The sequence below is a fragment of the Okeania hirsuta genome, from assembly GCF_003838195.1.
In the GTDB taxonomy this organism is placed as follows: domain Bacteria; phylum Cyanobacteriota; class Cyanobacteriia; order Cyanobacteriales; family Microcoleaceae; genus Okeania; species Okeania hirsuta.
Genome location: NZ_RCBY01000495.1, coordinates 1 through 2,434 on the forward strand (window position 1 = coordinate 1; position 2,434 = coordinate 2,434).

At 39.6% G+C, this 2,434-nt stretch carries 2 protein-coding genes and 1 pseudogene; 1 reads left to right on the plus strand and 2 read right to left on the minus strand.

The features are described 5' to 3' along the window. Nucleotides 1-424: 424 nt before the first annotated feature. Both D5R40_RS43265 and D5R40_RS32190 read right to left on the minus strand, forming a co-directional pair. Entirely contained in the window at nucleotides 425-565 is a 141-nt protein-coding gene (locus tag D5R40_RS43265; RefSeq protein WP_161564699.1) for an HNH endonuclease, read from the minus strand. 173 nt (nucleotides 566-738) lie between these two features. Beyond that, nucleotides 739-1,056: pseudogene (locus D5R40_RS32190) on the minus strand (reverse transcriptase N-terminal domain-containing protein); the annotation flags it as partial. A gap of 993 nt (nucleotides 1,057-2,049) precedes the next feature. On the opposite strand from D5R40_RS32190, the gene D5R40_RS40430 reads away from it, so the two are divergent. Continuing rightward, nucleotides 2,050-2,238, plus strand: coding sequence for a hypothetical protein (locus D5R40_RS40430; protein WP_124147204.1), 189 nt, complete (start codon nucleotides 2,050-2,052; stop codon nucleotides 2,236-2,238). The last annotated feature ends 196 nt before the right edge of the window (nucleotides 2,239-2,434 follow it).

Sequence of the window (2,434 nt, forward strand, 5' to 3'; positions counted from 1 at the left end):
AGAAATCTCACTTGTTTGATAGTTAAAGCTTTGATCCCATTTAGGCCAGCTTCAGGGATTGATGTTCAGTCGCTACCCTGTGGCCTATGCTGTCAACCCAACAACAAGGCGGATGGAATTTCACCATCAAGGACATAAGAGTTATCCATTAGTCGAGGTTGTCCTCATGTATTGACTAAGGATGGCCATTTATATCTAGTTTTACTAGCTTATTGACCAACGAGTCGCACGCTCTATACATCCATAATGCCCACGGTCTCCTGCCAAAAGTCTCTTGACAATTATTTCACCACATTTTGTTTCCGTAGGCCAATTATCTTGTTCGTCAAATACAAATCCTTCACTATAGTTACCCTAAGCATATAAGTTACCTTATATACTCGGCTTCAGAACCGAACGTGAGACTTTCACCTCATTCGGCTCCTCAATTTAGGACTGCTGCCTTTGCTTGCAACGACTTCCCAGCATCATGTCTTTTGTCATGACAGTGTAAATGTAGTACTTCTAGATTTTTATCGGTATTGTTTCCACCTCTAGCTTTGTGCTCAATGTGGTGTTTTTCCAATATATCTCCAGTGCGCGAAAGTTAGTCCGCATTCGGTACATTTTCCTTCTTGTCTTTTCATGATTCTGGCTTTTTGAGAGTCTCAGGTTTTATATTTATCCCCTAATCTCTTTGACCAATAATTATCATCTCCATTGTCAGGGGAAGCATCTCCCTTGACTTTCACATACGTTTTACTCGCTTGTGTCTCGCGGTAATATGTTTGGGATTCCTAAGGGTCTTTGTTCCTTCCTTCCAGGTTTGGGTATCCAAACTCTTTTGGTTGGCGTGCTTTTATGACTTAACTTTAGCTTTTGAGCTAACTTTAGTGTTTCTGAGGGAGGAAGGGATTTTCTCCCATCTACCCCTGCTGTGTTCTTCCCTTTATTCTCCTGTGTGACTCTTCTTGCTACGATGAGTCTTGCTGACCAAGATTTGACAAGAAGTTTTTGTAGTTTGTGGGCTAACCTCACATTTCCACTTTTAGAAGCATTATAGATTCGTTTTTGGAGCTTGAAGACGTTTTATTCGGCTGCTTTCCAGTCTATGTCTTTCCATTCCAACGTTGATTTTATCTCTGTTCTGGACATATTTACTCCTACTTAAGAACGTATAATTCCTAAATCGTGAATCTGTGGGCATATCCAACTCATTACAAATTGGCATTAGCTTCGGATTCAATCCCATCTAAGGTGGCTTACGCTAGCTACTACTCAAAGATTCGACCACTTTAAGAGCCTATCCTTAGATTTAATTCGTTCCCATTTCCCGTTGGTATCAGTTTTAGGGTCTTCCTTTTTGCCGAGGTCATTTTGGAGTACCGATAAATATCAAGACTCATATTTATCCCTTAACCTTTGGTGATTTTGACCGCTGCGTATCAACCTAGTTTCGCAACTTTGCTGCTCACGACAAATATAGAAGTTCACTTTCGTTACCCATGACTGAATGCTTGCGAAAATTTTCCATTTAGGTTACGGTATTTGTTCGCTTTTATACCCGCTTCAATGTCAGTAGTCGCTACCTGCTTAACATTGGGGTATATGCTGTCATCGAGGTACTTTCGAGAAGGGACTTGTCAAATCTTGATATTTATTTAACGTAGTTATATTAACTTTTGTTAAATTTTGTCATGATCTGATGTTTATTGACCATGTGATTCTGGTCGTGATTTGACTCACCCTTACGGGAAGTGAGTTGTCTCGGTATCGGGTTTTATCCCTTCCCTATTGACCTGTCTTTCAATATAAAGACAGGTGCTGAGGCCATTACACCTCAAACGAACCGCACGTCTTGATGCAGAGCTGCATAAATTACCTGTTGAGGATTTGGAGTTTTAGCAATCACTTCTACCCGAAATTTATCCATAAAATTTTTCTATATTCAATCAATCTTATAGTTTTATAGTTGATTGATATCCAAGAACAATTATTATTAAAGCATCCTCAGATTGACTATCTAAAAAGTGATAGATTTTTCTTATTTTTGACTTTTAACTTAAACAAATGATACTTTCCCACCGTTTTACAGAAGCTTTAATCTACGCCACTGAGTTACACGCTACCCAAATAGGAAAACTTACAGAACATCCAACATTAAGATGGGTATTTCAATATTTGCAAGGAATTCACTTATTCACAATAAATGGTCGAAAACAAGTAATAAATCTTACATCAGAACGAAGCTTTATTTGAGAAATTTTACCCTCTACTTGTCAAAAATATTATCATTTTCTTTGTGGGTTTAATACCCCACCGTCAACGGGGGTGTTCAAAATTACTTGGGGGAGCGTAGACGCGGAGCGGCTTGTCGAAGACTATCCCCATGTAATTTTCCTCCTGTCTCCTGTCTTCCCCTCCTGGGAGGGGTTGGGGGTGGGTTGTCTCCTGT